Consider the following 20,737-nt stretch of genomic DNA (forward strand, 5'->3'; position numbering starts at 1 on the left):
CCTGAATACTTTAGATAAAACAAAGATAGCGATAGTATGTCACTTTCAGCTGTTAGATCTTGATGAATATGATGAAAACCCTCGACGTGGTCGCCGCTATCCTTGAACGTGATGGCAAAATATTACTCGCTCAGCGCCCGGCGCATGCGGATCAGCCGGGTATGTGGGAGTTTGCCGGCGGTAAGGTAGAGCCCGGCGAGAGCCAGCCGCAGGCGCTGAGGCGTGAACTGCACGAAGAACTCGGCATTGAGGCGGTTGTTGGGCAGTACGTTGCCAGCCATCAACGCGAAGTATCAGGCCGGATTATCCATCTGCATGCATGGCATGTGCCAGATTATCAGGGCGAACTGCACGCGCATGAGCATCAGCAACTGGTGTGGTGCCTACCTGAAGAGGCGCTGACGTATCCGCTGGCGCCTGCCGACATCCCGCTCTTACAGGCGTTTATTCTTTTACGCGACGCCAGACCAGCGGATTAGTGCCGATCGTTTTCTCATCGCGCTGGCATTGCAACAACACACCATCAGCCTTGATTACCGCGCCTTCCGAATAGTTTTGATCCTGATAAACGCAGCACTGATTACAGGGCTGCGCCCGCTGACCGCTGGAACTGAACACTTCTGGCGGCACATTAACCTGCACATCCGGGCGATAAAGTTGATTTGCCAGTGCCGTGCTGGAGAGCAAAACCAGCGCACCTGCCATGATAAAACGGCGCATACTCTTTCCTTTTAAACTGACCTCTATGCTCAGTATAACGGTATAAACCGGCAGAAACTTTAGTCCCTTCCCGCATCGTTTTTGGTTATGACCTACGCCGCAATATTAATTTCCTTAGCGGGGTTAATTTTTTCTTGCGTCCCGTCACACTGCTGATGTTATAGTCAAAAACTGCACAACACATAACATAAACATCAAAAATATAACCATATCAATACATAAGAGGTTCTTATATCTATGGATCAGACATGTTCTTTGGCGTCATTTCTCAACCATGTGCAAAAGCGCGACCCGAATCAAACCGAGTTCGCGCAAGCCGTTCGTGAGGTCATGACGACGCTGTGGCCGTTCCTCGAACAAAACCCGCGCTATCGTCAAATGTCATTGCTGGAACGTCTGGTTGAACCTGAGCGCGTGATCCAGTTCCGCGTGGTCTGGCTGGACGATCGTAATCAGGTACAGGTTAACCGCGCATGGCGTGTACAGTTTAGCTCGGCGATTGGTCCTTACAAAGGCGGCATGCGTTTCCATCCGTCGGTAAACCTGTCGATCCTGAAATTCCTTGGCTTCGAGCAGACTTTTAAAAACGCCCTCACCACGCTGCCGATGGGCGGAGGTAAAGGCGGGAGCGATTTCGATCCAAAAGGCAAAAGCGAAGGCGAAGTGATGCGTTTTTGCCAGTCCCTGATGACCGAACTGTTCCGTCATTTAGGACCAGACACTGACGTTCCGGCGGGTGATATCGGCGTGGGCGGTCGTGAAGTCGGCTTTATGGCCGGGATGATGAAAAAACTCTCCAACAACAGCGCCTGCGTCTTTACCGGTAAAGGTCTGTCGTTCGGCGGCAGTCTGATCCGCCCGGAAGCGACCGGCTACGGCCTGGTGTACTTCACCGAAGCAATGCTTAAGCGCCATGGTCTGGGCTTTGAAGGCATGCGTGTCGCCGTTTCCGGCTCCGGTAACGTGGCGCAATTCGCCATTGAGAAAGCCATGGAGTTTGGTGCCCGTGTGGTGACCGCTTCCGACTCCAGCGGTACCGTGGTTGACGAGAGTGGCTTCACGAAAGAGAAACTGGCGCGTCTGTGTGCCATTAAAGACAGCCGCGATGGCCGCGTGGCGGATTACGCCCGTGAGTTTGGCCTGACCTATCTGGAAGGTAAGCAACCGTGGTCAGTGCCGGTGGATATCGCCCTGCCGTGCGCTACGCAGAACGAACTGGATGTGGACGCTGCGCAGATGCTGATTGCCAACGGCGTCAAGGCCGTGGCGGAAGGCGCAAACATGCCGACCACCATCGAAGCCACCGATCTGTTCCTCGAAGCGGGCGTACTGTTTGCGCCGGGTAAAGCCGCCAACGCCGGTGGCGTGGCGACATCAGGCCTGGAAATGGCGCAGAACGCCGCGCGTCTGGGTTGGAAAGCGGAGAAAGTGGATGCGCGCCTGCACCACATCATGCTGGATATTCACCACGCCTGCGTCGAGTACGGTGGTGAAAGCAAACAAACCAACTACGTGCAAGGCGCCAACATTGCTGGCTTCGTGAAAGTTGCCGACGCGATGCTGGGCCAGGGTGTGATTTAATCATCAGTCATGACCGCATTACAGGCCTGCCTCCTCTGAAGGCGGGCTTTTTTTCGCCGGACGTTTTCGCGGCGCGCTCTTTTTCTTCTCCACGCCAGCCGGCGCGGTTATCCCGCGGAATCGGCGTACTGGCGTACGTTTAGCCTGGTCAATCAGCTGATACAGCGTGTCCACCAACGGCTGCATAAAGTCCTGATAGCGGCACTGCTTTTCACTGATTTGCGTCAGGATCGACTCCCAGTGCGCGGTCATATCCGGACGCGTTGCCATTTCTGGCAACGAATGGAACAGCGCCTTTCCGGGATCCGTCGAGTGTATATAGCGACCCTTTTTCACCAGGAACCCGCGCTTAAACAGCAGTTCAATAATCCCCGCACGCGTAGCCTCCGTTCCCAGTCCGTCGGTGGCACGCAGGATTTTTTTCAGATCTTTATCCTGCACAAACCGTGCGATCCCGGTCATCGCCGACAACAGCGTCGCGTCGGTAAAATGGCGTGGCGGCTGGGTCTGGCGTTCCACCACTTCGCCCTTTTCACACAGTAGTTCGTCATCACGAGCCACCACCGGCAACGGTGTGCCGTCGTTTTCTTCGTCGCGCTCTTTGTTACCCAGCAGCGTACGCCACCCGGCTTCCGCCAGGAAACGGGCTTTAGCAACAAATTTGCCTTTCGCAATATCCAGCTCAATGACGCACTTGCGGAATACCGCGTCCGGGCAGAACTGCATCAGATACTGACGCGCAATCAGGTTGTACACCTTGGCTTCATTGTCATTCAGATTGATGGATGAACTACGCGCAGTGGGAATAATCGCGTGGTGCGCATCAACCTTTTTATCGTCCCAGCAGCGATTACGCGTATCGGGATTAACCGCAGGCTGCGGAGATAAATCCGGAGCGTGCACGCTAATCGCATTCATCACCGCATGGCGACCGGCAAAATGTTCTTCCGGCAGATAGCGGCTATCAGAACGCGGATAGGTAATCAATTTGTGGGTTTCATACAGCTTCTGGCAGATATCGAGCACGTTTTGCGCGCTCAGTCCGAAGCGTTTAGCGGCTTCAATCTGCAACGCCGACAGTGAGAACGGCAACGGTGCGGATTCTGATTCCCGTTTATCGTTATAGCTGGTGACTATCGCTGGCTGACCGTTGATGCGTTTCACTACATGCTCCGCCAGCGTACGGTTCAGTAAGCGCCCTTCTTCATCCTGATAAGGTTCACACGCCTCGCTCGGCTGCCAGATTGCGGTAAACCGCTCGTCGGCAGGTGTGACGATATGCGCTTTGACCTCAAAGAAATCTTTGGCGACGAAGTTTTCAATCTCTTCATCACGGCGCACCACCAGACCAAGCACCGGCGTCTGCACACGCCCCACGGACAGCACGCCCTGATAACCCGCGTTACGCCCAAGAATGGTATAGGCGCGCGTCATATTAATGCCGTACAGCCAGTCGGCACGCGCTCGCGCCAGCGCCGAAACGCACAGCGGGATGAACTCGCTGTTGGCGCGCAGACGAGAAATTGCCCGCTCCACCGCCTGTGGGTTAAGGTCGTTAATCAGACACCGTTGTACCTGATGACGCTTTTCCGGCGCCAGTTGCAGGTAATCCAGCACTTCATCGACCAGCAGCTGTCCTTCACGATCGGGGTCTCCCGCGTGAATGACTTCACTGGCCTCATGCAGAAAGCGCTTGATGACGTTGAGCTGTTTGGTGACGGAGGGACGCGGCTGCAGTTGCCACTTTTCCGGTACAATCGGCAAGTCGACCAGACTCCAGCGTGCATAGCGACTGTCGTAGGCGTCTGGCTGCGCCTGTTCAAGCAGGTGACCGATACACCAGGTCACCACTTGCCCATTTCCGCATTCAATAAAGCCATCACCTTTGCGATGTGGCTTAGGGAGCACATCGGCAATCGCGCGCGCCAGACTCGGTTTTTCGGCAATAAACAACCGCATCGAATTAACGAATCTCAACCATGGCGCGACCGCCACGTGCTTCAACCAGCTCACCAATCGCGGTGAGATCAATGCCAAACTGCGCGGCAACCGCTTTCACTTCAGCCTCAGATTCCGGCGTTACCGCCAACAGCAGGCCGCCGGAGGTTTGCGGATCGCACAGCAGGTCTCGTACCGCCTGCGGCATCTCACCCATCAGATGCCCGTAGCTGGCAAAGTTACGCTGCGTGCCGCCCGGCACTGCGCCCTGCGCGATGTACTCTTCAACACCAGGTAGTTTTGGAATATCCTGGTAAACGATTTGCGCCTGAACGCCCGCGCCCTGACACATTTCGCTCAGGTGTCCCAGCAGGCCAAAACCGGTCACGTCGGTCATGGCTTTCACGCCTTCAATGTCCGCAAACGCTGCGCCCGCAATATTCATGCGGCACATCACTTCCGTCGCCAGCCCAACATGCTCAGGCTTAAGCAGCGATTTTTTCTCGGCGGTGGTCAACACGCCAATGCCTAGCGGCTTGGTGAGGAACAGCTTGCATCCCGCTTCTGCGGTGCTGTTTTTCTTCACGCGCTCGGTCGGGACCACGCCCGTCACGGCAAGACCAAAAATCGGCTCCGGGGCATCAATAGAGTGACCGCCCGCCAGCGCAATGCCGGCCTGGCGACAAGCGAAACGCCCGCCTTCTGTCACTTCACGGGCGACTTCCGGTGCCAGCTTATCGAGCGGCCAGCCCAGAATCGCGATAGCCATAATCGGTTTGCCACCCATCGCGAAGATATCGCTGATGGCGTTGGTCGCGGCGATGCGGCCAAAATCAAACGGATTATCGACTATCGGCATAAAGAAATCGGTGGTGCTGATAACGCTGGTGCCATTACCCAGATCGTACACGGCCGCGTCGTCGCGGGTTTCATTCCCCACGAGTAAATTCGGATCAACAAATTTCGCCTGCTCGCTGTGCAGGATGGTTTCCAGCACTTTGGGGGAAATTTTACAACCGCAACCGGCTCCGTGGCTGTATTGCGTTAAACGAATAGCGTGCTCGCTCATGGACATCTCCTGTCATTGCAATCGGGCTATGGTAGCGCTCATTCCATGATGTGGTAAGAGTGACTGTCTGAATTCGGGTGTCTTTGCTCATAATCCAGACAGTTTAGCCGCTGAAATCAGAAATACTGGACGAATGCGCTCGGATCGGCAGGGTTAATCGTGGTGGATGCTTTAAGCTGTGGCGTGCCCAGATAGAGGAAGCCGACAATTTTATCCTGCGCACGACAGTCAAATGCCTCGCGCACCACTGCACTTTCGGTTAATGCACCGCTGCGCCAGATCCCGCCAAAGCCTTGCGCAATCGCCGCCATTTGCATGGCCATTACCGCACAACCCGCTGACATTTCCTGTTCCCACAGTGGAACCTTGTCACTTTCTTCACATTTCGCCACCACCGCAATAATCAGCGGGGCACGAAACGGCGCAGTACGCGCTTTTTCGACAGCCTTTTCGTCGCCCTCTGCGGCAATAGCCCCTTTTTCGAGCACGGCGCTAAAACGCTCACGCCCTGCACCTTCAATCACAAAGAAACGCCACGGCTGCAGCGATTTGTGATCCGGGGCGCGCATCCCCGCCCGCAGGATATTTTGCAGTTGCTCACCCACGGGAGCGGGTTCAACAAGACGAGAGGCGCTACGGCGGGTAAGAAGTAATTCGAGTGCATCCATTTGCTTAACTCCAACAATGAAATTTGTTCACAAAATTAACACGTGAGCGGATTTTGTTACAGCGCCAGCGGTGATTCCTGCTGACAATTGCCTGCCGGGTCATTACGATAGCCACATCTTAACGCCTTCTCCGGTAAAACGGGGGGCGTGTTGTTCATCGGTAGGGAGAATACATGCGAACCCTGTGGCGTTTTATTGCCGGAATTTTTAAATGGACGTGGCGAATACTGAATTTCGTCCGCGAATGTGTACTGAACCTGTTCTTTATCTTTTTGGTCCTGGTGGGCGTGGGGATCTGGATGCAGGTCAGCAGTAGCACCTCCAGCGAACACGCGGAGCGTGGCGCACTGCTGCTCGATATCTCCGGCGTTATTGTCGATAAGCCCTCGAGCACCAGCCGCTTAAGTGTCATCGGACGTCAGCTGTTTGGCGCCAGTTCCGATCGCCTGCAAGAAAACTCACTGTTCGATATCGTTAACACCATTCGCCAGGCAAAAGACGATCGCAACATCACCGGCATCGTGATGGATTTAAAAAACTTTGCCGGGGCCGATCAGCCGTCCATGCAGTATATCGGCAAAGCACTGCGCGAATTCCGCGACAGTGGAAAACCGGTATTTGCCGTGGGCGATAACTTCAGCCAGGGACAGTATTACCTCGCAAGCTTTGCCAATAAAATTTGGCTCTCCCCGCAGGGTTCGGTTGACCTGCACGGCTTTGCGACCAACGGTCTGTATTACAAGTCTCTGCTGGATAAACTAAAAGTCTCCACCCACGTTTTCCGCGTCGGTACCTATAAGTCCGCCGTCGAGCCGTTTATTCGCGACGATATGTCCCCGGCCGCACGTGAAGCCGACAGTCGCTGGATTGGCGAGCTGTGGCAGAACTATCTCGATACCGTTGCCGCTAACCGCCAGATCCCGGCGCAGCAAGTGTTCCCGGGCGCACAGGCGATGCTTGACGGCCTGACGAAAGTGGGTGGCGACACCGCGAAGTACGCCCTCGACAATAAACTGGTCGATGCTCTCGCCTCCAGCGCTGAAGTGGAAAAACTGCTGACTAAACAGTTTGGCTGGAGCAAAACAGAGAAGAACTACAGTGCCGTCAGCTATTACGATTACACGCTAAAAACCCCGGCGGATACCGGTGACAGCATTGGCGTAATCTTCGCCAATGGCGCGATCATGGACGGAGAAGAAACACCGGGCAACGTCGGCGGCGACACCACTGCGGCACAAATCCGTGAAGCGCGTCTCGATCCGAAGGTAAAAGCCATTGTCCTGCGCGTTAACAGCCCAGGCGGCAGCGTCAGCGCCTCGGAAGTGATCCGCGCTGAGCTGGCTGCAGCAAAAGCGGCAGGTAAACCGGTGGTGGTTTCCATGGGCGGCATGGCGGCCTCCGGCGGTTACTGGATCTCAACCCCGGCAAACTACATTGTGGCGAACCCCAGCACCCTGACCGGCTCCATCGGCATCTTTGGCGTGATCAACACCGTTGAAAACAGCCTCGATTCCATTGGTGTACATACCGACGGTGTGGCGACCTCGCCGCTGGCCGATATTTCCGTCACCAAAGCGTTACCGCCGGAAGTGCAGCAGATGATGCAACTGAGCATCGAGAACGGCTATAAGCGCTTCATCACGCTGGTCGCGGATGCACGTAAGACAACGCCAGAGCAGATTGATAAAATCGCCCAGGGCCACGTCTGGACCGGTCAGGATGCAAAAGCGAATGGTCTGGTCGACAGTCTCGGCGATTTCGACGACGCTGTAGCAAAAGCGGCAGAACTGGCGAAACTGAAACAGTGGCACATTGAGTATTATCAGGACGAGCCCACGTTCGTTGATATGGTCATGGACAGCATGTCTGGTTCCGTTCGCGCTATGCTACCAGAAGCCATTCAGGCCATGCTCCCGGCACCACTGGCCTCTGCGGCAAGCGTGGTAAAAACCGAAAGTGATAAGCTGGCCGCGTTTAACGACCCGCAGAACCGTTATGCGTTCTGCCTGACCTGCGCCAACGTCCGCTAACTCTTGACCCCTCTTCGGGATGAAGAGGGGTTTTTCTTTGAGACAGAAGAAAAGTCATGCAGAAGAAATCGATTTACGTTGCCTATACCGGCGGTACCATCGGTATGCAGCGCTCAGAACAAGGTTACATTCCGGTTTCCGGCCATCTTCAGCGTCAACTGGCATTGATGCCTGAATTCCACCGCCCTGAGATGCCAGACTTCACCATTCACGAATATGTCCCGCTGATGGATTCCTCCGATATGACGCCAGAAGACTGGCAGCATATTGCGGAAGATATTAAAGCTCACTACGACGAATACGACGGTTTTGTGATCCTGCACGGCACCGACACCATGGCGTTCACCGCCTCGGCGCTGTCGTTTATGCTGGAGAATCTGGGCAAGCCGGTTATTGTGACAGGGTCACAAATCCCACTGGCTGAGCTACGTTCAGACGGACAAATCAATTTGCTGAATGCGTTGTACGTTGCGGCCAATTATCCGATCAATGAAGTCACTCTGTTCTTCAATAACCGACTGTATCGTGGTAATCGCACTACCAAAGCGCACGCCGACGGTTTTGACGCCTTCGCTTCACCTAACCTTGCACCTTTACTGGAAGCCGGGATCCACATCCGTCGTTTGGGCACCCCGCCCGCGCCGCACGGTGCGGGCGAGCTGATTGTGCACCCTATCACCCCGCAGCCGATTGGCGTGGTCACGATTTATCCTGGAATTTCCGCAGACGTGGTGCGTAACTTCCTGCGCCAGCCAGTCAAAGCGTTAATTCTGCGTTCTTACGGCGTGGGCAATGCCCCGCAGAATAAAGAGTTCCTGAAGGAGCTTGAGGATGCCAGCTCACGCGGTATTGTGGTCATTAACCTCACGCAGTGCATGTCCGGCAAGGTCAACATGGGCGGTTATGCGACGGGGAATGCGCTGGCACATGCGGGCGTGATTGGCGGTGCGGATATGACCGTTGAAGCAACACTGACCAAGCTGCATTATTTGCTGAGCCAGGGTCTGGACACGCAGGCCATCCGTGACGCGATGACGCAAAACCTGCGCGGTGAACTGACGCCGGATGATTGAAGGAGGAGTGACGATGGCACGAGCATTACTGCTGGTTGATTTACAAAACGATTTTTGTGCCGGAGGCGCACTTGCCGTTCCAGAAGGTGATAGCACCGTGGATGTCGCCAATCGCCTGATTGACTGGTGTTCGCTGCGCGGTGAGAAGGTTGTTTCCAGTCTGGACTGGCATCCGGCTAATCACGGCAGCTTTGCCAGCCAGCATCAGGTCGCCCCTTACACGCAGGGACAACTGGACGGCCTGGCGCAGACGTTCTGGCCGGATCACTGTGTACAGAACTCGCAGGGAGCGGCCCTGCACCCTCTGCTGAATCAGTACGGCATTGATAAGACGTTCTATAAGGGCGAAAACCCGCAGGTTGACAGCTACAGCGCATTTTTTGATAACGGTCGCCGTCAGGCAACGGAACTGAATGCGTGGCTTGTGCAACAGCGTATTACCGACCTCATCATCATGGGGCTGGCAACCGACTACTGCGTGAAGTTTACCGTCTTCGATGCGCTGGAACTGGGCTATACGGTGAATGTCATTATCGACGGTTGTCGAGGGGTGAATATTCAGCCTCAGGACAGCACGCAGGCGTTTATGGAAATGGCCGCTGCGGGTGCAACGCTGTATACGCTGGCAGACTGGGAAGAAACTCAGCGTTAAGTTTATTGCCGGATGGCGGTGAAAATAGCTTATCCGGCCTACACATGGTCACTAATAAACACTGATCCCCACGTCATGCACAATAGGTTATGATTATCGCCATCTGCTGCGCCTGACGTTGGCGCAGCTTTTCATGTTCTACAGGAGCACGAGGTTTTATGGCTTTTATCCCTAAAAATTACGCCCGTCTGGAAGTCGGATACCGGGAAAAGGCGCTTAAACTGTTCCCCTGGGTCTGCGGGCGCTGTTCGCGCGAGTTCGTGTATTCCAACCTGCGCGAACTGACGGTACACCATATCGATCATGACCATTCCAATAACCCGGAAGATGGCAGTAACTGGGAGATGTTATGCCTGTATTGCCACGATCATGAGCACTCGAAATACACCGAAGTGGATCAGTATGGTTCTACCGTGGTGGCAGGCGAAGATGCGCAGAAAGACGTCGGCGAGGCGAAATACAACCCGTTTGCCGACCTTAAGGCGATGATGAACAAGAAGTAAGACTTTGCAGGTCCGTTACGGTAAGCCGTGCCGGACCTGCGAATTCATGTTGTTTCCACAATCAGGATTTGAACGTCGCAATCGGCTCAGGCGTTATCCCAAATTCAACTTTCAGCTGCTGCTTACTCTTCATGACCATCTCACCGTTGGTGTCGATAGTCATATGCTGCGCATCGATATTGTTACGCGCCTGCCATAACATCACCAGTTGCATGCTGTTCTCTTTTTGTTCTGCCGTCAGCGCGACGCCATCCGGCCATTTTCCCAGCTCAACGGCCGTCGATAAGCGCTGATAAACTTCCGGCGTCATGCTGTTAATCATCTCATCAAGATTCATCTTAAACCCACTCCCGTAGAATAATTTGCTGAATCGTTTCTTCAGCCTTTAGTCTGCTCACCGTTTTCATCGTCGGTAAAGTTCAAAGACGCTGAGTTGACGCAGTAGCGTTCACCGGTAGGTTTTGGACCGTCCGGGAAGACATGTCCCAGATGCGCATCACAGTTGCCGCAACGAATTTCAATGCGCTGCATGCCGTGTGACGTATCCTTAATGTAACGAATCGCCTCTTCACTGACAGGCTCGTAAAAGCTAGGCCAGCCGCAGCCAGAATCGTATTTTGTATCAGAACGAAACAGCGGTTTGTCACAGATCAGGCAGTGGTAAACACCGTCCCGCTTGTTATGCAGCAAACGCCCGGTAAATGGCGGTTCTGTCCCATGATTTTGTGTCACATAGAACTGCATTTCGGATAAATTTTTCTTTAGGTCTTCTGGAGAAGGTTGATTAGCCATTTGCTCACATCTCGCTTTATCTAAACTCACATTGCGAGACAGATTCTAACAAAACATTAACACCGCAGGGCGAACTTTTGTTCTAAACTTGATCATTGCGAAATGGCAGCCTATAAATCGTGATAGCAATCACGTTTTTATCTTGATTGCCCTTTAAAATTCGGGCCGCCGCCCCCATGTGGTTTCAAGCCCAAAGGAAGAGTGAGGCGAGTCAGTTGCGCAAAGCTTAGGCAGCAGATTGATTTGTCGCAATGATTGACACGATTCCGCTTGACGCTGCGTAAGGTTTTTGTAATTTTACAGGCAACCTTTTATTCACTAACAAATAGCTGGTGGAATATATGACTATCAAAGTAGGTATCAACGGTTTTGGCCGTATCGGTCGCATTGTTTTCCGTGCTGCTCAAGAACGTTCTGACATCGAGATCGTTGCAATCAACGACCTGTTAGACGCTGACTACATGGCTTACATGCTGAAATATGACTCCACTCACGGCCGTTTCAACGGTACCGTTGAAGTGAAAGACGGTCATCTGATCGTAAACGGTAAAAAAATCCGTGTTACCGCTGAACGTGATCCGGCTAACCTGAAATGGGACGAAGTTGGTGTTGACGTAGTTGCTGAAGCTACTGGCCTGTTCCTGACAGACGAAACCGCTCGTAAGCACATCACTGCTGGCGCGAAAAAAGTGGTTCTGACTGGCCCGTCCAAAGACAACACTCCGATGTTTGTTAAAGGCGCTAACTTTGACAAATACGAAGGTCAGGACATCGTTTCTAACGCTTCCTGCACCACTAACTGCCTGGCTCCGCTGGCTAAAGTTATCAACGACAACTTCGGTATTATCGAAGGTCTGATGACTACCGTTCACGCGACCACCGCGACTCAGAAAACCGTTGATGGCCCGTCTCACAAAGACTGGCGCGGCGGTCGTGGCGCAGCACAGAACATCATCCCGTCCTCTACCGGTGCTGCTAAAGCAGTAGGTAAAGTACTGCCAGAACTGAATGGCAAACTGACTGGTATGGCGTTCCGCGTTCCTACTCCGAACGTATCCGTTGTTGACCTGACCGTTCGTCTGGAAAAAGCTGCTTCTTACGAAGAAATTAAGAAAGCAATCAAAGCTGCTTCCGAAGGCCCGATGAAAGGCGTTCTGGGTTACACCGAAGACGACGTTGTATCTACCGATTTCAACGGTGAAGTTTGCACTTCCGTGTTCGATGCTAAAGCAGGTATCGCACTGAACGACAACTTCGTGAAACTGGTATCCTGGTACGACAACGAAACCGGCTACTCAAACAAAGTTCTGGATCTGATTGCTCACATCTCCAAATAAGTTGAGATGAAACGGTAATCTGTAAGAGCGACTCAGGTCGCTCTTTTTTTTGCTCAAAGATATACCCGTCATACTTCAAGTTACAGGTGTGTTGGCTGCAGCAAGCGCTGTTCAAAACGGTTAACCGTTTTGTCCTGCAACTCGAATTATTTAGGGTAAACAGGATTGCGTAATGATTAATAAAATTTTTGCACTTCCGATAATCGAACAAATTTCCCCTGTCCTCTCCCGTCGTCAGTTGGATGAACTGGAGGTCGTGGTGGTCGATCACCCGCAGGTGAAAGCCTCTTTCGCCCTACAGGGCGCGCATCTTCTGTCATGGAAACCGACCGGCGAAGATGAGGTCCTGTGGTTAAGCAACAATACGCCGTTTAAAACGGGCGTAGCGCTGCGTGGTGGCGTCCCTATTTGCTGGCCATGGTTTGGCCCGGCGGCACAGCCAGGGCTTCCCTCGCACGGTTTTGCCCGTAATCTGCCGTGGACGCTGAAAGCGCACAACGAAGATGATAGCGGTGTGGTTCTGACGTTTGAACTGCAAAGCAGTGCTGAAACGCGTCAGCTTTGGCCGCATGAGTTTACGCTGTTAGCGCGTTTCAAAGTGGGTGCTACCTGTGAAATAGAACTGGAAGCCCACGGTGAATTTGAAACCACCTCCGCGCTGCACACCTATTTTAACGTCGGTGACATTGCAGCGGTGAAAGTGAGTGGCCTTGGTGACTGTCTGATCGATAAAGTTAACGATGCGAAAGAAGATGTCCTGGCTGACGGTATCCAGACGTTCCCGGACCGCACCGACCGCGTGTATCTGAACCCGGAAGCGTGCAGCGTCATCCATGACGATTCACTGAACCGCAACATCGACGTCGTACACCATCACCATCTGAACGTTGTCGGCTGGAACCCAGGGCCGGCCCTGTCTGTCAGCATGGGTGACATGCCGGACGACGGGTACAAAACATTTGTCTGCGTAGAAACCGCTTACGCGACCGTGCCGCAGAAAACCACCGCTGAGAAACCTTCTCGCCTGGCACAAACAATTCGTGTTGCTAAGCGCTAAGATTTTGCCAGTTGCCTGATGGCAACTGGCGTTTTATCAGGCCATATCTAGCGGTGTTTTAGCTGCTGGGGCAGGAAAAGCCGAGTCTAACAACATCAACTCCTCGTCAGAAAGCGTCATATTTAGCGCTGCGGCATTCTGCTCAACGTGTGCGACATTTGCCGCCTTCGGAATGGCTATCACTCCCGGTTGTCGAATAACCCACGCCAATAAAATCTGCGCGGCGCTGGCCTTGTGCGCGAGCGCAATCTCACTCACCACCGGATTAGTGAGCAAATCACTGCGTAAACGCCCTGCCTGGGCCAACGGGCTGTAGGCCATGACCGGTATCTGCCGTTGCTGACACCATGGCAGCAAATCAAACTCAATGCCGCGTGACGCCAGATGATACAGCACCTGATTCGTGGCACACTGCTGTCCACCAGTAACCTGCCATAGCGCCTGCATGTCTTCATAGTCGAGGTTAGAAACGCCCCAGCGGCGGATTTTCCCTTGCGCGATCAACTTTTCCATCGCCTCAACCGTCTCTGCAAATGAAAAATTACCCGTCCAATGCAGTAAGTAGAGATCCAGATAATCGGTCTTCAGTCGCCGCAGGCTCGCTTCGCAGGCCGCGATGGCTTTCTGGCCCCCAGCATTCCAGGGATAAACTTTTGATACCAGAAAAGCGTCATCGCGTCGCCCCAATAACGCCTCGCCGACAATCTCTTCCGCTGCACCATCAGCGTACATTTCTGCAGTATCAATAAGGCGCAAACCCAGATCCAGTCCAGCACGCAGCGCCGCTACTTCAGCTCCCCGGCAATGGGCGTTTTCACCCATATACCACGTCCCCTGCCCGATAGCAGGAAGCGTGGCCTGCCCGGTAAACATCACCTGTTTATCTGTCATCGCACTCTCCTGTATTTTGCACCACAGTAAAGCAAAACAGTGCGCATGTGTCCTGTAATGGTGCACAAATTGCACCATCATCGTTTGGGCTATTTGTTGCCCGGCCTGCCAGCAGACAAAAAAAGCCCGCTGTAATGCGGGCTTCTGTTCAGAATGGTCAGTTATCAGAACTTGTAGGTAATACCCGTAGAGATCAGACCCGTCCAAGATTTGTCTACCATCGGACTGTCGGTCACTTCATCAGACAGGTGGGTATAACGCGCCGTCGCGTATGCACTCCAGTTGCCGATGAAGTTATAATTTGCGCTCAGCTCCAGGTACGGGCTCCAGCTGCTATTTGGATCGTAGCTACGCAGGCCGCTGCGAGAGGATTCATGATGCGATACACCATAATAGTATTCGTTTTGGTTTTCGCTGTTCCACTCGACACCGATCCCCGGCGTCAGCGTCAGGCCACCGTTAGTGTAACGATATAACCACGCCAGATCCCAGACGATACCATTACTGTTGTCCAGCGCGTCTCCCGCAAGGCTGGTGCGCAGGAAGCCGTATTGCGTATTGTGGACGTAAGACAGACCGGCCATCATGGTACTCTTACGTTTATCCAGTCGACGCAATTGACTGTTATCGCTGTCGCCCGGTTTAAAGTACATCGGTGACCAGTAAGCCATGACAGACAACTTATCGGTATTGTCATTCCACAGGTAGTAACCGCCCCCCAGCCCACGGAACCAGAAGTTCTCACTGTCATAGGTCACTACAGGTACCGGGTAAACGTCGTTATCGTATTGTTTATAAGCGTTCTCAACCACACCAACGCCCGCGCCCAGCGACAGGTCGCTTTCTGCTTGTGCTACGCTGGAAGAAGTGGCAATAAGCACGCCAAGTGCCAGAAGTTTGAGTTTGGTCACAGTCCATAATTCCTTATTCAAATGTAAAGCACCCAAAGTGTAACCGTCATTGCGTGACAGCCCAACTATTTTACGTATTCATCTCGTTATGTAACCCTCTAATTTCTCAGCGAGTGATGACATTTTACTTGCAGTCCGATGAACAAGGCATGAATTCCGCCCTATTTCTTTACATAAGATGTCTATTTTTTGCCGATGAGTTATTGATATGCCATTGAAATTCGTTTGCGCGCGCAGGCAAGTTTTGCAAATGCCATCTACGCTTAATTTTAGAAGGTGTATCACCGAATACGTTGATCTTCTGACCATCAAAATGGCATGAGAGTTGCTTATTTTTCCAGCAGCGACGTCGTTCAGTTTACCTCTTCAGGGGCCTCTACTATTCATATGAACGGCTCTTAACATGTGCTAAAAAACGAAAGGACGGCATACCATGAATATATTCGATCACTATCGCCAGCGTTATGAAGCTGCCAAGGACGAAGAGTTCACGCTGCAGGAGTTTCTTACCACTTGTCGGCAAGATCGCAGTGCTTATGCCAACGCGGCAGAGCGGCTATTAATGGCTATTGGTGAGCCTGTCATGGTCGATACTGCCCATGAACCTCGACTTTCTCGACTCTTCTCTAACCGGGTTATTGCACGTTATCCCGCGTTTGAAGAGTTTTACGGCATGGAAGACGCGATTGAACAGATTGTCTCCTATCTGAAGCACGCGGCGCAGGGGCTGGAAGAGAAGAAGCAGATCCTGTATCTGCTGGGGCCTGTAGGGGGAGGAAAATCCTCTCTTGCTGAGCGACTGAAGTCGCTGATGCAGAGGGTACCGATTTATGTCCTGAGCGCCAACGGTGAACGCAGCCCGGTTAACGATCACCCGTTATGCCTGTTTAATCCGCAGGAAGATGCACAAATCCTGGAGAAAGAGTACGGGATCCCACGTCGCTATCTTGGCACCATTATGTCGCCATGGGCCGCGAAGCGTCTGCATGATTTTGGTGGAGACATCACCAAATTCCGCGTGGTTAAAGTGTGGCCGTCTATTCTGGAACAAATCGCTATCGCCAAAACGGAACCGGGCGATGAGAACAACCAGGACATTTCCGCGCTGGTCGGCAAAGTGGATATTCGTAAACTCGAACACCACGCCCAGAACGATCCGGATGCCTACGGCTATTCCGGCGCACTGTGCCGGGCTAACCAGGGGATTATGGAGTTCGTGGAGATGTTTAAAGCACCGATTAAAGTGCTACATCCTCTGCTGACCGCAACGCAGGAAGGTAACTACAACGGGACAGAAGGTATTTCTGCCCTGCCGTTTAACGGCATCATTCTTGCCCACTCAAACGAATCTGAATGGGTGACGTTCCGTAACAACAAAAATAACGAAGCCTTCCTTGACCGCGTATACATCGTGAAGGTTCCGTATTGCTTACGCATTTCCGAAGAGATCAAGATCTACGAGAAATTGCTTAATCACAGTGAATTGACCCACGCGCCGTGCGCACCGGGTACGCTGGAAACGCTGTCTCGCTTTACCATTCTTTCTCGCCTGAAAGAGCCAGAAAACTCGAGCATCTACTCGAAGATGCGCGTTTACGATGGCGAGAGCCTGAAAGACACCGATCCGAAAGCGAAATCCTACCAGGAGTACCGGGATTACGCCGGAGTCGATGAGGGGATGAACGGTCTGTCAACGCGCTTCGCGTTTAAGATCCTCTCCCGCGTGTTTAACTTTGACCATGTAGAAGTGGCGGCCAACCCGGTGCACCTGTTCTATGTTCTGGAGCAGCAAATTGAGCGCGAGCAGTTCCCGCAGGAGCAGTCCGAACGTTATCTCGAGTTCCTGAAAGGTTATCTGATCCCGAAATACGCTGAATTTATTGGCAAAGAGATCCAGACCGCCTATCTGGAATCCTACTCCGAGTATGGACAGAACATTTTTGACCGTTATGTCACCTATGCGGATTTTTGGATCCAGGATCAGGAATACCGTGACCCGGATACCGGTCAGCTGTTTGACCGCGAGTCGCTGAATTCAGAACTGGAAAAAATTGAAAAACCGGCGGGTATCAGCAACCCGAAAGATTTCCGTAACGAGATCGTCAACTTTGTTCTGCGCGCCAGAGCGAATAACAGCGGTCGTAATCCAAACTGGACCAGTTACGAAAAACTGCGCACGGTTATTGAGAAGAAAATGTTCTCCAACACCGAGGAGTTGCTGCCGGTCATTTCGTTTAACGCTAAAACCTCAACTGACGAGCAGAAAAAGCACGACGATTTTGTCGACCGCATGATGGAAAAAGGCTACACGCGTAAACAGGTGCGTTTACTGTGCGAATGGTATTTGCGCGTACGTAAATCGTCTTAACATAAGTGCCCGGTGGCGCATGCGCTTACCGGGCATGCAAAACAATGTTCCGTAGGCCGGATAAGCGCCAGCGCCATCCGGCACTTACAGACATGGCGAACAGTTGGCAGTACGGGGGGCATATGACCTGGTTCATAGACCGACGTCTTAACGGTAAAAACAAGAGCACGGTTAACCGCCAGCGCTTCTTGCGCCGTTATAAATCACAAATTAAACAGTCGATCTCCGAAGCCATTAATAAGCGTTCGGTGACTGATGTCGATAGTGGCGAGTCTGTCTCTATCCCAACCGATGATATTAGCGAACCGATGTTCCATCAGGGGCGTGGAGGCCTGCGCCATCGCGTACATCCGGGTAACGACCATTTTGTGCAGAACGACCGTATAGAACGCCCTCAGGGCGGCGGCGGGGGTTCGGGAAGCGGGCAAGGCCAGGCCAGCCAGGATGGAGAAGGCCAGGATGAGTTCGTGTTTCAAATTTCTAAAGATGAGTATCTGGATCTGCTGTTTGAAGATTTGGCACTGCCGAATCTGAAGCAAAATCAGCAACGTCAGTTAACGGAATACAAAACCCACCGTGCGGGCTTCACCTCCAACGGGGTGCCAGCCAATATCAGCGTGGTGCGTTCCCTACAAAACTCACTGGCGCGCCGCACGGCGATGACGGCAGGTAAACGTCGGGAGCTGCACGCGCTTGAAGCTGACCTGGAGACCATCGCCAATACAGAACCGGCGCAGTTGCTGGAGGAAGAACGCCTACGCAAAGAGATTGCTGAACTGCGGGCAAAAATTGAACGCGTCCCGTTTATCGATACCTTTGATTTACGCTATAAAAATTATGAGAAACGACCCGATCCTTCCAGCCAGGCGGTGATGTTCTGTCTGATGGACGTTTCCGGCTCGATGGATCAGTCAACGAAAGATATGGCCAAGCGGTTTTACATTCTGCTGTATCTGTTCTTAAGCCGTACCTACAAGAACGTGGAAGTGGTTTACATTCGCCACCATACCCAGGCAAAAGAGGTGGACGAGCATGAGTTCTTCTACTCTCAGGAAACCGGGGGCACCATCGTCTCCAGCGCGCTGAAGTTGATGGATGAAGTGGTGAAAGATCGTTACGATCCTGCCCAGTGGAATATCTATGCGGCGCAGGCATCAGATGGCGATAACTGGGCGGATGACTCACCGTTGTGCCATGAGATTCTAGCGAAAAAACTGCTGCCGGTGGTGCGATATTATAGCTATATCGAAATCACCCGCCGCGCGCACCAGACCTTATGGCGTGAGTACGAGCATCTGCAATCGACCTTTGATAACTTTGCCATGCAGCATATCCGTGACCAGGATGATATCTATCCGGTGTTCCGGGAACTGTTTCATAAGCAGACTTCAAGCACTAACAGTTAAACCATATAAATCCGTCAGTTACACAACATTTACTGGCTGATTCTCTCAATTTAATATGATTAAAATTTGTTTGTGAGATCAACATGTTAAGTTTGGTTTTGGGGGGAATTTATTTTCTTGATTCTCTATCATAGGGTGTCGAGGGGCGGAGGTTAAAATCCTCTCGTGCCTACCAAAAACTCGTTTAAGAACCAGCCTTTACGGCTGGTTTTTTTATGTCTGTTTTCTGCACGGGGAGTTATAGGGGAAAAAACCCGACGCAGTGCATCAACTACATTGCAAAATTTCGGCACTTACATCACCGGGCAATCATCAAACTCTGCGGTCCTGGCATTATTGATAATGTAGGTGATCACCCCGAATACAGGGTGTGAAGAATTGTCGCCATCATCGTCTGCTGGCAAATCCTCCCTTCTCCCGTTCTCCCGAATGATCAGATGCGGTTCCGGGTGAAGTCGATAGCGCTTGATCCGGAATTCACCATCCATTGCACATATCAGCAGCGAACCATCACAAGGTGATAGTGAAGACTCGACAACAAGCAGTACCCCCTCCCTGAAATGTGAACACGATGCACACATGACATAAGCTGCTGATGGCTTGCGGATAAGCTGCTGATCGAGAGAGATGTTTTTTCAACATAATAAGCCGCACTTTTCAGGAAATGTTTGAAGAAGCAGACATGTGGCTGGATTTAGATTAAACACTTTGAGCCGCTCTCCTAGAGAAGTGCAATCCGCCACGACTGGCAATCGTTCTATAATCACACTGCTTTTCGGGGGGACTACCATCTCTTGCATTGTCGGAAATAGTGAATTGCGTAGCTTAACCTGCTGGGTGAAACTGTGCAGAATCGGCAACCTGCCATACCCCGTTGATGCGACCATCGGGAGCTATTCTCCACGTATGTGAAAAACGGGCTAGTGTTGGAGAGTCCTCTTCATTTTTGGTAAATTTGTAAAATCCTAGTACAGTAACGACATCCCCACCATCGATGAAAACATCCGGGATGGCTCCAAAAGAATTGAGGCTACCGGACAAATTTGGATAAAAAATGCCATAAATTTCAGCCATGCCGCAGTAAACTCCCCCAAAGGGAAATCCAGGTGAAACATTCCAAACCGCTTCATCAGTCAGTAACTGCGATAAATCCTCTTTATTCTTTTCCCTTGCAGCCTGGTAAAAGGCTTTTACTCGTCGTACATTCAGCGTATCGTTTTCCTGATGTTCTAAAAATGTACTTGCTTCCATCGTATTCCTCCCTGTATTTCTTACTTATTCGTTAGCCTCTATTTAAATCCTACATAAAAAAAACCGCTTTATGACAAGAATTTTTATGATCATTAACGTTGGATATACAAAGCTCATTTTTACGAAAACATTAACCATTTTTTTGAATACCGCAAGCATCACACTGCGAAAATCATAAAAAATGTGACTATCGTTTCACTTTCCGTAACTGTAGATCTGCGAACGCCTCTTCCTGCCAGCATTTAGTGACCAGGTTATTGATCACTTCACCATAACCGCTGAACCAGTGATAATTAGTCAACTCAGGAATGACCTTTTGCACCTGCGGTAAGTGTCAAGATAGTTGCCAGCCTGCTGTTGTAAGTATCCCGCATACTTTCATCGCATTGGATGATACCCCGGACTGGCTTAACGTACGTAGAAAAGATATTTTTTCGAGAATATCAACGTGCTGATGTTTCATTTTATCCAGATTCATCCCTTTATCCTT

General features: G+C 52.0%; 20 protein-coding genes and 1 pseudogene. 10 read left to right on the top strand and 11 right to left on the bottom strand.

Annotated elements, in window-relative coordinates; all coding sequences use genetic code 11:
• Positions 1 to 71 precede the first annotated feature (71 nt).
• Entirely contained in the window at positions 72 to 479 is a 408-nt protein-coding gene (locus FDW88_RS17135; protein WP_117343117.1) for a pyrimidine (deoxy)nucleoside triphosphate diphosphatase, read from the top strand.
• Here the strand turns inward: FDW88_RS17135 and FDW88_RS17140 are convergent.
• Positions 445 to 720, bottom strand: a complete 276-nt coding sequence (locus tag FDW88_RS17140) for a YnjH family protein (protein ID WP_115258689.1) — start codon at positions 718 to 720, stop codon at positions 445 to 447. The two genes, FDW88_RS17135 and FDW88_RS17140, sit on opposite strands and share 35 nt — an antisense overlap.
• 237 nt (positions 721 to 957) lie before the next feature.
• Between FDW88_RS17140 and gdhA the strand changes: the two genes are divergently transcribed.
• Positions 958 to 2,301 carry an NADP-specific glutamate dehydrogenase gene (gene gdhA, locus FDW88_RS17145; protein WP_096757292.1) on the top strand — a complete coding sequence of 448 codons (1,344 nt, stop codon included), beginning with the start codon at positions 958 to 960 and terminating at the stop codon, positions 2,299 to 2,301.
• Positions 2,302 to 2,319: 18 nt separating this feature from the next.
• Here the strand turns inward: gdhA and FDW88_RS17150 are convergent, their stop codons facing one another.
• The 3 genes from FDW88_RS17150 to FDW88_RS17160 all read right to left on the bottom strand — a co-directional run bounded on the left by FDW88_RS17150 (position 2,320) and on the right by FDW88_RS17160 (position 5,976).
• Positions 2,320 to 4,260, bottom strand: coding sequence for a DNA topoisomerase III (locus FDW88_RS17150; protein ID WP_137363021.1), 1,941 nt, complete (start codon positions 4,258 to 4,260; stop codon positions 2,320 to 2,322).
• 4 nt (positions 4,261 to 4,264) lie between these two features.
• Positions 4,265 to 5,308, bottom strand: coding sequence for a selenide, water dikinase SelD (selD, locus tag FDW88_RS17155; RefSeq protein ID WP_115258691.1), 1,044 nt, complete (start codon positions 5,306 to 5,308; stop codon positions 4,265 to 4,267).
• A gap of 116 nt (positions 5,309 to 5,424) precedes the next feature.
• Positions 5,425 to 5,976 (bottom strand): NAD(P)H nitroreductase, encoded by a 552-nt coding sequence (locus tag FDW88_RS17160; RefSeq protein WP_096757296.1) that lies wholly within the window; start codon positions 5,974 to 5,976, stop codon positions 5,425 to 5,427.
• A gap of 173 nt (positions 5,977 to 6,149) precedes the next feature.
• On the opposite strand from FDW88_RS17160, the gene sppA reads away from it, so the two are divergent.
• The 4 genes from sppA to yajD all read left to right on the top strand — a co-directional run bounded on the left by sppA (position 6,150) and on the right by yajD (position 10,234).
• Positions 6,150 to 8,006: a signal peptide peptidase SppA gene (sppA, locus tag FDW88_RS17165; RefSeq protein ID WP_137363022.1), complete on the top strand. Its 1,857-nt coding sequence runs from the start codon at positions 6,150 to 6,152 to the stop codon at positions 8,004 to 8,006.
• 56 nt (positions 8,007 to 8,062) lie between these two features.
• On the top strand, positions 8,063 to 9,079 hold the full coding sequence (ansA, locus tag FDW88_RS17170; protein WP_096757298.1) for an asparaginase: 1,017 nt from the start codon (positions 8,063 to 8,065) through the stop codon (positions 9,077 to 9,079).
• Between the two features lie 13 nt (positions 9,080 to 9,092).
• Positions 9,093 to 9,731 carry a bifunctional nicotinamidase/pyrazinamidase gene (gene pncA / locus FDW88_RS17175; RefSeq protein WP_137363023.1) on the top strand — a complete coding sequence of 213 codons (639 nt, stop codon included), beginning with the start codon at positions 9,093 to 9,095 and terminating at the stop codon, positions 9,729 to 9,731.
• A gap of 158 nt (positions 9,732 to 9,889) precedes the next feature.
• The gene (gene yajD, locus FDW88_RS17180; RefSeq protein ID WP_003030690.1) at positions 9,890 to 10,234 is read left to right on the top strand and encodes an HNH nuclease YajD; all 345 of its coding nucleotides are present in this window, start codon (positions 9,890 to 9,892) and stop codon (positions 10,232 to 10,234) included.
• Between the two features lie 61 nt (positions 10,235 to 10,295).
• Here the strand turns inward: yajD and FDW88_RS17185 are convergent, their stop codons facing one another.
• Both FDW88_RS17185 and msrB read right to left on the bottom strand, forming a co-directional pair.
• Positions 10,296 to 10,571 (bottom strand): YeaC family protein, encoded by a 276-nt coding sequence (locus FDW88_RS17185; protein WP_115258693.1) that lies wholly within the window; start codon positions 10,569 to 10,571, stop codon positions 10,296 to 10,298.
• A gap of 41 nt (positions 10,572 to 10,612) precedes the next feature.
• Positions 10,613 to 11,026 carry a peptide-methionine (R)-S-oxide reductase MsrB gene (msrB, locus tag FDW88_RS17190; protein ID WP_170974177.1) on the bottom strand — a complete coding sequence of 138 codons (414 nt, stop codon included), beginning with the start codon at positions 11,024 to 11,026 and terminating at the stop codon, positions 10,613 to 10,615.
• A gap of 341 nt (positions 11,027 to 11,367) precedes the next feature.
• Between msrB and gapA the strand changes: the two genes are divergently transcribed.
• Together gapA and FDW88_RS17200 are read left to right on the top strand one after the other, a co-directional pair.
• Positions 11,368 to 12,363: a glyceraldehyde-3-phosphate dehydrogenase gene (gene gapA, locus FDW88_RS17195; RefSeq protein WP_096757311.1), complete on the top strand. Its 996-nt coding sequence runs from the start codon at positions 11,368 to 11,370 to the stop codon at positions 12,361 to 12,363.
• 172 nt (positions 12,364 to 12,535) lie between these two features.
• The gene (locus FDW88_RS17200) at positions 12,536 to 13,420 is read left to right on the top strand and encodes a D-hexose-6-phosphate mutarotase (RefSeq protein WP_137363025.1); all 885 of its coding nucleotides are present in this window, start codon (positions 12,536 to 12,538) and stop codon (positions 13,418 to 13,420) included.
• A 36-nt stretch (positions 13,421 to 13,456) separates the two neighbouring features.
• Here the strand turns inward: FDW88_RS17200 and FDW88_RS17205 are convergent, their stop codons facing one another.
• Both FDW88_RS17205 and FDW88_RS17210 read right to left on the bottom strand, forming a co-directional pair.
• A complete protein-coding gene (locus FDW88_RS17205) occupies positions 13,457 to 14,311 on the bottom strand; it encodes an aldo/keto reductase (protein WP_137363026.1) in 855 nt (284 codons plus the stop codon).
• Positions 14,312 to 14,475: 164 nt separating this feature from the next.
• Positions 14,476 to 15,222, bottom strand: coding sequence for a MipA/OmpV family protein (locus tag FDW88_RS17210; RefSeq protein WP_115258696.1), 747 nt, complete (start codon positions 15,220 to 15,222; stop codon positions 14,476 to 14,478).
• Positions 15,223 to 15,655: 433 nt separating this feature from the next.
• Between FDW88_RS17210 and yeaG the strand changes: the two genes are divergently transcribed.
• Positions 15,656 to 17,590 carry a protein kinase YeaG gene (yeaG, locus tag FDW88_RS17215; protein ID WP_096757315.1) on the top strand — a complete coding sequence of 645 codons (1,935 nt, stop codon included), beginning with the start codon at positions 15,656 to 15,658 and terminating at the stop codon, positions 17,588 to 17,590.
• 122 nt (positions 17,591 to 17,712) lie between these two features.
• Positions 17,713 to 18,996, top strand: a complete 1,284-nt coding sequence (locus FDW88_RS17220) for a YeaH/YhbH family protein (RefSeq protein WP_137363027.1) — start codon at positions 17,713 to 17,715, stop codon at positions 18,994 to 18,996.
• Positions 18,997 to 19,289: 293 nt separating this feature from the next.
• Here the strand turns inward: FDW88_RS17220 and FDW88_RS17225 are convergent, their stop codons facing one another.
• The 3 genes and pseudogenes from FDW88_RS17225 to FDW88_RS22725 form a co-directional block, all read right to left on the bottom strand.
• Positions 19,290 to 19,625, bottom strand: coding sequence for a LexA family transcriptional regulator (locus tag FDW88_RS17225; RefSeq protein WP_137363028.1), 336 nt, complete (start codon positions 19,623 to 19,625; stop codon positions 19,290 to 19,292).
• A 196-nt stretch (positions 19,626 to 19,821) separates the two neighbouring features.
• Entirely contained in the window at positions 19,822 to 20,247 is a 426-nt protein-coding gene (locus FDW88_RS17235) for a nuclear transport factor 2 family protein (RefSeq protein WP_137363029.1), read from the bottom strand.
• A gap of 187 nt (positions 20,248 to 20,434) precedes the next feature.
• A pseudogene (locus tag FDW88_RS22725) lies at positions 20,435 to 20,569 on the bottom strand (antitermination protein); the annotation flags it as partial.
• Positions 20,570 to 20,737 lie beyond the last annotated feature (168 nt).

Origin of the sequence: Citrobacter sp. wls829 (assembly GCF_005280825.1) — a bacterium.
Lineage (GTDB): Bacteria > Pseudomonadota > Gammaproteobacteria > Enterobacterales > Enterobacteriaceae > Citrobacter > Citrobacter gillenii.

Bases quoted from the DNA above. Each gene is read 5' to 3' on its own strand.
- FDW88_RS17235 (WP_137363029.1), bottom strand. From the start codon at position 20,247: ATGGAAGCAAGTACATTTTTAGAACATCAGGAAAACGATACGCTGAAT.
- FDW88_RS17135 (WP_117343117.1), top strand. From the start codon at position 72: ATGAAAACCCTCGACGTGGTCGCCGCTATCCTTGAACGTGATGGCAAA.
- gdhA (WP_096757292.1), top strand. From the start codon at position 958: ATGGATCAGACATGTTCTTTGGCGTCATTTCTCAACCATGTGCAAAAG.
- ansA (WP_096757298.1), top strand. From the start codon at position 8,063: ATGCAGAAGAAATCGATTTACGTTGCCTATACCGGCGGTACCATCGGT.
- FDW88_RS17160 (WP_096757296.1), bottom strand. From the start codon at position 5,976: ATGGATGCACTCGAATTACTTCTTACCCGCCGTAGCGCCTCTCGTCTT.
- yajD (WP_003030690.1), top strand. From the start codon at position 9,890: ATGGCTTTTATCCCTAAAAATTACGCCCGTCTGGAAGTCGGATACCGG.
- FDW88_RS17200 (WP_137363025.1), top strand. From the start codon at position 12,536: ATGATTAATAAAATTTTTGCACTTCCGATAATCGAACAAATTTCCCCT.
- msrB (WP_170974177.1), bottom strand. From the start codon at position 11,026: ATGGCTAATCAACCTTCTCCAGAAGACCTAAAGAAAAATTTATCCGAA.
- selD (WP_115258691.1), bottom strand. From the start codon at position 5,308: ATGAGCGAGCACGCTATTCGTTTAACGCAATACAGCCACGGAGCCGGT.
- sppA (WP_137363022.1), top strand. From the start codon at position 6,150: ATGCGAACCCTGTGGCGTTTTATTGCCGGAATTTTTAAATGGACGTGG.
- pncA (WP_137363023.1), top strand. From the start codon at position 9,093: ATGGCACGAGCATTACTGCTGGTTGATTTACAAAACGATTTTTGTGCC.
- FDW88_RS17150 (WP_137363021.1), bottom strand. From the start codon at position 4,260: ATGCGGTTGTTTATTGCCGAAAAACCGAGTCTGGCGCGCGCGATTGCC.
- FDW88_RS17140 (WP_115258689.1), bottom strand. From the start codon at position 720: ATGCGCCGTTTTATCATGGCAGGTGCGCTGGTTTTGCTCTCCAGCACG.
- FDW88_RS17220 (WP_137363027.1), top strand. From the start codon at position 17,713: ATGACCTGGTTCATAGACCGACGTCTTAACGGTAAAAACAAGAGCACG.
- FDW88_RS17205 (WP_137363026.1), bottom strand. From the start codon at position 14,311: ATGACAGATAAACAGGTGATGTTTACCGGGCAGGCCACGCTTCCTGCT.
- FDW88_RS17185 (WP_115258693.1), bottom strand. From the start codon at position 10,571: ATGAATCTTGATGAGATGATTAACAGCATGACGCCGGAAGTTTATCAG.
- gapA (WP_096757311.1), top strand. From the start codon at position 11,368: ATGACTATCAAAGTAGGTATCAACGGTTTTGGCCGTATCGGTCGCATT.
- yeaG (WP_096757315.1), top strand. From the start codon at position 15,656: ATGAATATATTCGATCACTATCGCCAGCGTTATGAAGCTGCCAAGGAC.